Source organism: Noviherbaspirillum malthae (assembly GCF_015352985.1).
GTDB classification, from domain to species: Bacteria; Pseudomonadota; Gammaproteobacteria; order Burkholderiales; family Burkholderiaceae_D; genus Noviherbaspirillum; species Noviherbaspirillum malthae.
On the sequence record NZ_JACYXF010000130.1, the window covers coordinates 1 to 7,971 of the forward strand.

Annotated in this window: 8 protein-coding genes and 1 pseudogene; 5 read left to right on the forward strand and 4 right to left on the reverse strand. The window is 52.9% G+C overall.

Features of this window, described 5'->3' with window-relative positions; genetic code table 11:
- Together IGW03_RS36700 and IGW03_RS36705 are read left to right on the forward strand one after the other, a co-directional pair.
- The coding region (locus tag IGW03_RS36700; RefSeq protein WP_194727322.1) for an IS110 family RNA-guided transposase at positions 1-795 on the forward strand (795 nt) is incomplete at its 5' end.
- 618 nt (positions 796-1,413) lie between these two features.
- The gene (locus tag IGW03_RS36705; protein ID WP_194727323.1) at positions 1,414-1,605 is read left to right on the forward strand and encodes a hypothetical protein; all 192 of its coding nucleotides are present in this window, start codon (positions 1,414-1,416) and stop codon (positions 1,603-1,605) included.
- A 307-nt stretch (positions 1,606-1,912) separates the two neighbouring features.
- On the opposite strand, the gene IGW03_RS36710 is transcribed toward IGW03_RS36705, so the two are convergent.
- The 4 genes and pseudogenes from IGW03_RS36710 to IGW03_RS36725 form a co-directional block, all read right to left on the reverse strand.
- Positions 1,913-2,413, reverse strand: coding sequence for an HAD domain-containing protein (locus tag IGW03_RS36710; RefSeq protein ID WP_194727324.1), 501 nt, complete (start codon positions 2,411-2,413; stop codon positions 1,913-1,915).
- A 618-nt stretch (positions 2,414-3,031) separates the two neighbouring features.
- The gene (gene infA / locus IGW03_RS36715; protein WP_151639055.1) at positions 3,032-3,250 is read right to left on the reverse strand and encodes a translation initiation factor IF-1; all 219 of its coding nucleotides are present in this window, start codon (positions 3,248-3,250) and stop codon (positions 3,032-3,034) included.
- A gap of 524 nt (positions 3,251-3,774) precedes the next feature.
- Positions 3,775-3,977, reverse strand: a pseudogene (gene infA / locus IGW03_RS36720) (translation initiation factor IF-1).
- A 188-nt stretch (positions 3,978-4,165) separates the two neighbouring features.
- Positions 4,166-4,630, reverse strand: a complete 465-nt coding sequence (locus IGW03_RS36725) for a nuclear transport factor 2 family protein (RefSeq protein WP_194727325.1) — start codon at positions 4,628-4,630, stop codon at positions 4,166-4,168.
- A gap of 346 nt (positions 4,631-4,976) precedes the next feature.
- Here IGW03_RS36725 and IGW03_RS36730 point away from each other — a divergent pair, with 346 nt between their 5' ends.
- The 3 genes from IGW03_RS36730 (at position 4,977) to IGW03_RS36740 (ending at position 7,605) form a co-directional block, all read left to right on the forward strand.
- Complete coding sequence (locus IGW03_RS36730) at positions 4,977-6,008, forward strand: DNA-binding protein (RefSeq protein ID WP_194727326.1); 1,032 nt, start codon at positions 4,977-4,979, stop codon at positions 6,006-6,008.
- A gap of 503 nt (positions 6,009-6,511) precedes the next feature.
- The gene (locus IGW03_RS36735) at positions 6,512-7,090 is read left to right on the forward strand and encodes a BON domain-containing protein (RefSeq protein WP_194727327.1); all 579 of its coding nucleotides are present in this window, start codon (positions 6,512-6,514) and stop codon (positions 7,088-7,090) included.
- 269 nt (positions 7,091-7,359) lie between these two features.
- A complete protein-coding gene (locus IGW03_RS36740; protein WP_194727328.1) occupies positions 7,360-7,605 on the forward strand; it encodes a hypothetical protein in 246 nt (81 codons plus the stop codon).
- Positions 7,606-7,971: the final 366 nt, after the last annotated feature.

The following is a 7,971-nucleotide window of genomic DNA, read 5'->3' on the forward strand; positions in this document are numbered from 1 at the left end:
GTAAAGCCCTTTGTGATCCGCGACAAGACCGATGCCCGGGATGCGCAGGCGATATGGGTGGCAGCGCAACAACCCCATATTCGGGACGTACCTGTCAAGAGCGAGCAGCAACAAGCCTGTCTAGCCCTGCATCGGATGCGCGCTCAACTGATGAAGATGCGCATCATGCAAACTAATGCATTGAGAGGACTGTTGTACGAGTTTGGCGTAGTTCTGCCAGAAGGACATTGTGCTTTGCTACAGAAGATTCAGCCGGAACTGGCAAAGGCCAGCGACCGATTACCTGGTGTCATTACCGAAAGCGTGCTCGAGCAACTCATTCGCGTGAGCAAGCTTCAGGAAGACATCGATCACATCGATCAGCGTCTAATCACCTTAGGCAAGCAGAATACGCAGATGCAGACCTTGCAGACCATACCGGGCATTGGCCCGCTGACTGCAACTGCCTTGGCTGCTACCGCAACCGACATCCATGGCTTCAGTAGTGGCCGGCAATTTGCTGCATGGCTCGGGTTGACGCCAAAGCAGACGGGCACTGGCGGGAAGATTCGGCAGTTGGGCATTTCCAAGCGTGGGGACCCGTATGTGCGCACTTTGTTAATGCACGGTGCCAGAGCGATCATTGCCCGATGCAGCCGGTCGACTTGGGTTACATCACTCTTGTTGCGCAGGCCGTACTGCGTAGTCGTCGCGGCCTTGGCCAACAAGCTCGCCCGCACCGCTTGGGCGGTCCTGGTCAAAGGTAAGGCCTTTGACCAGGCCAAGTGGAATCCTGGTGGACTGGTCGCCGCATGAGGCGCTGCTCCACTTGAGCATCTTAACGTTGTTGACAGCGTTGTAAAGGAGAGCAGGCATCAGCAAAGTGATGGGTCAGCAGGTCATACGGGGCAAGGACAATCCGTTAGTCGTCCAGGGCACCAAGCCCGCTTTTCAGATAGGAACCTTGCCTGCGAATGCCATCCGGGCCAGTAGGATCAATACCTGCACGAACAGGCCGTATATAAGGCTGCGAACCTCCGTTGACATCTCATAATGCTGCAGCTTGCATTCCAGGAGACGTCCATATAAGGAGACGTCCATATAAGGAGACGTCCATATAAGGAGACGTCCATATAAGGAGACGTCCATATAAGGAGACGTCCATATAGGGACGACTAGCTAGGCAGAAGCTTTATAACCTGGTCGAACTATATATTGGGTAAGAATCCGCACCGTGCCGTACGCCAGGAGGTCAGTCCGCGAAGAAGATCAATGCCATTAGCAATCGCTGCGTCAGCCAACCTCGGTCGCGGGCACGGCGATCGCATGGAGGTTTGTTGCACTCAAGAGTCCCTGCACCTGTACGTGCACTGACCACCGGCAAAGGCGCCGACTTTGCGTTTGATCCGGTCGGTGCGATGTTTCGGCTTGCTCGTGCAGAGTCCCGGCTTTCGCGGCACGTCGTTCTGCCGGGTTTTGCCGGCGGTACTGAACTTGTTTATCACCTCGCTCGACATCATCTCGGGCGAAAAGAACATCGTTGGCTATGGTCGGCATGCCGAGTCCGACGAAGCCATTGCCAGGGCGTTGCAGAGCTGGTCGAAATTGCGGCGGAAGGTGGGTTGAAGCCGCGTATCGATTTTGTCGTAACCATCGACAGCTATGACACGGCTACGCGCGGCCTTCGTCCCGCCTGGCGACCGGTTCAATTGGTCAGCGGCAGTAACACCGTCATGCGAGCAGACAATCACTTCCCCTGATCTGGGATCAGCAGTTCGCATTCCCGCCTCGACATGTGCTGTCGAAGGTAGCAAAACACCATGCCTGACTCCCCAAATGTATGCGTTGGGTAACCGCGATTAATGGGTGCCTGAGCTAGCCGAAGAAGATCTTCATCGATTCAGAACAGACGAATCTAAGCTACCAATACCGTTCAATGCGCGTTGCCGAAATGATAAATCTGTGCTAGTTTCTCCCGAATCTCTTCCTGCACCGCGGAATCGCTCAAGCCCAATAGAGCATTAGTCTGGATCAGATTCTCCTTGTATCGGGCAGGCCAGCCGTATGCGTCATCATCGAGCGCAAACCAGTGCGTCGGCTTGCGCCGTTCCACGTCCCCCAGGATTTGCATACCACGCGGCATGGTGTCGAACTCTGCCTTGACAATTTTAGGATGCAGAAAGGTTGAGCCGATCACGCGGTCCTGCAGCGCTTCTGAAAGTTCAAGTTTTGCCTCCTTGAAGCCCAATTCGCGAACCCAAGTCGTCGACAGAACAATCTGCAAGTCGGGATAAGGTGCCAGCAAGTCTTCGAGAATCGGCATCCATTCGAAAAACGTGCGGCCAGGCGTCTTGATGGTCATGCCTTTGGTGCGATTACGAAATACATTGCCATCGTGCAGGACGGCATCATAATCCAGATAACAAATGTTCATTGTCCTGCTACTACCCATTTGGATGTTTTTGTGTGAATAGCCCAATACCAGCTTGCACTGGGGTACTGAGGTATATTTTGCCAGGGCGTCCTTGCATGGCCTTACCGCACGAAGGGCATTCCACAGTGTCGGTCATGTCTTCATCGACAAAAGAACAACTGACTTCGACGATTTCAAATTCCCTATTGCAAGCTAAGCACTCCATTGATACTGTCGGCATTGCATCTCCCTCAGATTTACATCTGAAGTGAGAGCAGAGCCACAATGCATGGTTCGCCACAGAAGAAAGATAAGTATCTTGTCCACGGACGAAATGCCTCTGCGAAATATTGTCATTTCTTGACCAAGAGGCTGCAAACCGGCAGGCGAACAAAGTTCGATACCTCCCGAGCCGGCATTGAACATTTTTGGAAGCCGTCAGCGCAGGTTGAATTCATTTGGCGGTTGGACCCAAACGACCAAATATTGCTAGACCTGCACGGAAGCTTCTCTCGCATACCTGCATTTGCGTTTTGCAATTCAACTCGCAGGCAAAGTGAAGGGCTAGCGGAAGGTCCTCTTTACTTTACCCTACGCTACTGCGCAACTTTGAAACGGTTCTGCATTACTTTTTCATAACTATTTGGTGCGAAATACGATACGTGCCTTTGTGAGATCGTATGGGGTCATTTCCACCTTGACCTTGTCGCCCGGCAGGATTTTGATGTAGTTCTTGCGCATCTTGCCAGAGATGTGGCCCAGTACCTTATGCCCGTTTTCCAGTTCCACAGTGAAGGTTGCATTAGGCAGGTTTTCGAGGACTTTCCCCTCCATCTGTATAACATCATCTTTTGCCATTGCATTCCTTGAAAGATTGTGGCGCACGATGGGTGTGCGCCGTGACTAATGAGTTCGAAGCAACCAAGTCGCCTCACATGGTGTGATTTTACCGGTCTGACCGCGGCATGGGGTTAATTCATTAGTGTGGACGTTGCGCCAGAACCCGAGCAATGGTCGAATTCGTCGCTCGCCGCCGCAGCAACCCTTCATTCAGGCTGGCGCATTTATCTTCTCAATCCAGTGGCACCGCTATGTTAGCTGGTTGGCTTGTGACGGTTTTTCTCACTTTTTTGGTACTGGCTCTAGTCTCTGGATGCCTTGTTTTGACGCTTGCTGGCCCTGTAATTGACAGGCTGGCAATTACAGATTGACAACGCGAAGCATTACGGAAAGCGATGCAAACGCCGGCTAATGCTAGAGCGCTTTCCGGTTGACTGTACTGTCGATAGCGGGCGATGTGCCAGCGGCACTTCGTTGTGCGGGGATGTCGAGTCCTCCTTGCCATGGCCTCGCCGAGTCCAGTCAGGTCGAAAGCGCTCTAGCTATTTAGTGCGAAATACGATACGCGCCTTTGTGAGATCGTAGGGAGTCATGTCCACCTTGACCTTGTCGCTTGGGAGGATTTTGATGTAGTTCCTGCGCATCTTGCCAGAGATGTGGCCAGTACCTTGTGCCCGTTTTCCAGTTCAACATCCTGTAGAAGACAGCGTCTGTTCCGCGAATAGACGCTGTGGGTTATAGGCATATAACAAGGAGAAATATTTCGATGAATCACCTTTGATCCCTGAACACCTTTGCGTCTCTCGCAATAAACTGCTGGACAGGAACATACGCTCCTGCATGCCACCAATGGCATCATATTTCTTCCCGCTTCAGGCCGCAGGTGCGGACGAACTTCAGAAGCGGTACTCGCTTAACGGATGCTCACGGAAGTCAGTGAACGGACGGCTTTCCCGCATCCGGCTGCGCGGCCATACCAGGCGGCATGGCGCGCGTCAGCTGGCCGTAGGCCTGCGCGGCTGTACAACTGTCCAGCAGCTCGTAGAAGCTGCTGATCTTGCCGTTACGCACCGTGAAAACATGTATCCAGTCGGTTTCATAACGGGCATTGGTGGCCCTGACTGTAGCGGTCGCGTGGCCAAGCACGATGACACGGCCGCCTTGGGCGATGAATTCCCGTGGCGTGAATTCCGTGATGTTTTCTTCCTGATTCAGGACGCGGAAGAAGTCCATGACTTCGCTGTGCCCATGGCGCTTGCCGGTGAACTGTGCGCCAGGGACATCAACGACTTCCCAATCGAGGTTCTGGTCGCACAGGCTCAACAGGCGCGGAATGTCGCCTTGCGCGAACGCGTCATAGCCTTGTTTCACCAGCATGGTATTGGCTTGTTCATCCATGATCGGCTCCTCGGTGGTGTGGGACCATCAGTATCGTTCCGGCGCGGCAGAATGCAATGCTACTGCGGCAATGCGATTTGAAAGAGGTCTTCTTTCCGGTCTAGTAGGCGTTTCGGGTGTTATCACGGGTGGCGGCTTTTACGTACTGATCGAGCTTGGTCATGATGTAGCTGGCTGAAAGGGTTTTACGAATCAAAGCACCAGAACATACCGGAAAATGCTGTCAATGCTGGTTAATCCCGCATTATCCAGCAAGATATATAGAGGTCTGCCATTCGCAAGTTTATCGATCCGTCCGGTATAATAACGTAACATGTAATAACTTACGATATTTCAAGGGAGGTGGATGGGCCGCTCCGGGCTTTATAAATCGGACGTAAAACAGGCACGCGAGATCCTTCTCGCGCAAGGCAGGCATCCGTCCGTCGATGCAGTACGTATTGCTCTCGGCAATGCCGGCTCCAAAACGACCATCCACAAATATCTGCGCAAACTGCAGGACGAGGAAGGCGTTGACCGCAAATCCTCGATTAGCGAAGTGCTGCAGGATCTAGTCGAACGTCTGGCTGGGCAGTTGCAGGCTGAAGCCAATGAAAAGCTTGAACAAGCGACCGCGAAGCATCTGGAACTAGCTCGGGCGCAGGCTGAGTTGATTGCCGAGTTACGTGTCGAGGTGAGCGGTATTACAGAGCGCCTGACTGAAGCCCAACAAGCTTTGGCGCAGGAACGGGGTGCTCACGCCGGCACCCGCGAAGCTCTCCAGGAGCTGACCGTGACACACCGCGCTGCCGAGCAACGTATCGTGGGCCTGGAAGAGCGGCTGTACGAGAACGAACAGCACCGCCAGTCTTTGGAGCAGAAGCACGAACATGCGCGGCAATCGCTTGAGCATTACCGCAGCTCGGTGAAGGAACAGCGGAAGCAGGAACAGCGCCGGCATGAACAGCAGGTGCAGCAGTTGCAGGCCGAAATGCGGCAGCTGCAGCAATCCCTCGTGGTCAGGCAGGAAGAAGTGAGCCGATTGAACCAGGAAGGTGTGCGTATGGTATCGGACCTGTCTCACACGCGCAAATCACTGCATGACGAACAGGCGCATAGCCGACAACTTGCGCAGCGTATGGAATCACTGCAGGACGCGGAACAGCGTGCGTGGGTGCTGGAGGTGCAGCTGGCAGAAAAGACCGTGTTGTCGGACCGCTTGACCGAGCAGCTAGCTAGAGAGACGGCGCAAGCGGAGGCATTCTCACGGCAGGTACGGGACCGAGAATTGTCGCTGGCGTCCACTCAAGCCAGGATGGAGGCACAGCAGGCTCTGAATGAAGAGTTGCGCAGCTATCTCAAACAGCAGAACCGCACTGAGAAAGACGAAGGCAAGTGACGTCTCAAAATTGACAAAGGCCTGTGATCCCTAGCGTAGACAGGCCTTGCAAATATCGCTTGCTATATCATCGCATAAGGCGCAATGTGGTGATGTCCGACGCCTCTCTAACCGCCCGTCTGTGCATCGGTATTCCGCGTGCGTGTTCAGACGGTCGGTTCCTTCTACGGGGCCGTTATGACTTTATCCGCCTTCGAATACTGGTCTTACGTGCCCATTATCTTATTTCGAATGCCATTCAGCATGTGCTGCACTCGGCGCAGAAGCTGAGCCCCTATCGGTTGTTGGCCGTATAACTAGTGATTTGATGGACGCATTGGAGATAGGGTGTGTTCATATGCAAGCACTAGCAAGAGACAGGATCGCATACAGCAAGGCTGCGCCATGTCGTATCACTGTCGACGATGTAGACGAAGAGCACACAAGCCCGATCCACAGGTCACGTCTCGATATGGAGAGTGTTTTATCTCGATCATCCTATTCATTTCCCAAGGAGCGCTGATATGCGCCATTATCAATCCATTACTGATGTAAAACGCGATCTCCCTTTTCAAAAGGCTAAAGTAATGCTGATGGGCCACTTTGTCGCTCCTCGAGAAAGGCAAGTCAATCTAACAACAGCGACTGATGCTGACAACGAAGATGAAGAGATTCGCAAGAATGTCGTTGCGGAACTGCAGTCTGAACCGACAATTGATGCTACAAGTATCGATGTGTGCATTGACAGGGGCGTGTTGACGTTGCGAGGGATTACTGATGGTATTGGCGACCAATGGCTGATCGAATCGGCTGTTCGCAGAATTCCCGGCGTTACGGATGTGGTGCTCGAACTCGTGGCTGTCCAATCGGACCCGGGAACCCGAACCGACGAAGACATCAGGCGTGAGTGCGAACATGTCTTGGGATCGACGGTTCCAGGAGCCAATCATGCAATCAGGGTAGTGGTCTCTTCCGGCTGGGTTACGCTATCAGGTAATGTGGCCTGGGAATACGAGCGCCAGGTGACTGAAGAGATCGTCAGTCACCTGATGGGTGTCAACGGTGTCAACGGCCAAATCAAGGTTCGGCTATCGGACGAATGAATTAACGTCAAAGGGGGAGGCAGTGACATTCACCGGCGATTCGCCCGACAGCGCAGATGCGGCCACTTCTCTTGCAATGGTATTGAGCAATGCCATCCTTGATGGAAAGCTCAAGGCAAATGCGCTATGAACTACCTGCCGAAGTATGGTATTGACCATCAATGCGCCACATCAATAGCGTGATTGGCGACAATGGCGTGCGGGCTTCGGGACCTCAGTGTTCTAATACATGCCAGTCCGCCAACCTCGCTCTTTTCTAAATTGAGATCATGGGTATCTACAGGACATTCGTTGAATTACCTTATAACGAACAGCAGGAATTTCAGGATTGCTGCGAGCGACAGCGTTTCAATCGGAAGGAATTCAAAGTTATAAGCAATGAGGCCAATGATCGGTATCGCACTGTCACCGTAACGCACCAGGGCAGGGAGCGGCACTACATGGCATGTGAAGACAAAAACTGGCTGGCGGACTTCGACAATGATCTGGCGAGCGGCTACTTCCACGTGCCTTGAACTAGACTTGGTCCACTCAAGAACCGTAACTGGGCGTTTCAGTTAAGCGTTCGTGAATAGCCCGTGGGATGTTAATCATATCGGGTGAATGTTTCGCCACTATGCATGCCAGGGAAAAACAAGCAGATCTACATAGGACTTACAACTCCTGCTGATTCGTGCAATTAGTTGGGTGAAGACACTAGGACATGACCACCTTGCAAAAGAGGCACTTTGGCTTCATGAGGTGCTGCATAGGTTTAGGTGCAGTAGTCGCGATCTGATCTGACAGTTGCCCGGTTTGATACTGGCGATTGTCAGGTCAAGTTCAGCTATTCAATGCGGTGATTTTATCGCGCCATGCCTCCTTTCCGTCCAACAGAGTTT

What these genes read in the sequence shown, in the direction of transcription:
- IGW03_RS36710 (WP_194727324.1), bottom strand. Translation starts at nt 2,413, where the DNA reads ATGAACATTTGTTATCTGGATTATGATGCCGTCCTGCACGATGGCAAT.
- infA (WP_151639055.1), bottom strand. Translation starts at nt 3,250, where the DNA reads ATGGCAAAAGATGATGTTATACAGATGGAGGGGAAAGTCCTCGAAAAC.
- IGW03_RS36725 (WP_194727325.1), bottom strand. Translation starts at nt 4,630, where the DNA reads ATGGATGAACAAGCCAATACCATGCTGGTGAAACAAGGCTATGACGCG.
- IGW03_RS36730 (WP_194727326.1), top strand. Translation starts at nt 4,977, where the DNA reads ATGGGCCGCTCCGGGCTTTATAAATCGGACGTAAAACAGGCACGCGAG.
- IGW03_RS36735 (WP_194727327.1), top strand. Translation starts at nt 6,512, where the DNA reads ATGCGCCATTATCAATCCATTACTGATGTAAAACGCGATCTCCCTTTT.
- IGW03_RS36740 (WP_194727328.1), top strand. Translation starts at nt 7,360, where the DNA reads ATGGGTATCTACAGGACATTCGTTGAATTACCTTATAACGAACAGCAG.